A 258-nucleotide genomic window follows, 5' to 3' on the forward strand; every position below is an offset into this window, starting at 1 on the left:
GATTTTGAAATACACGGGAGGCAGTAATTAAGAGTGATGCAGAACTCAATGTGGAGCGAGCACTGGCCGATCACAAGGATACGCGTGGTTGGGCGCATGTAGCGGCGCTGGCCGTGATCGAGGACCTTGGCGACCGCCGTGGCATCAAGCACGCGCTGGCTGAGGTGGACCCCAGCACTTTGGTCGATATCATTGCGTCGCTGGAGGACACGATCCAGTGTGCGTACCAAAAACAAGGGACACGCACAGATTCCACGT

Annotated in this window: 1 protein-coding gene; it reads left to right on the plus strand. The window is 56.6% G+C overall.

Translation table 11 applies throughout. From position 1 onward, the window contains the following. Positions 1-50 precede the first annotated feature (50 nt). Positions 51-258 (plus strand): hypothetical protein (locus tag AC1RPG_RS08855; protein WP_481762617.1); only part of this gene is annotated, 208 nt, incomplete at its 3' end.

It is taken from the genome of Dellaglioa sp. CoH-57-MRSF-18 (assembly GCF_056781995.1).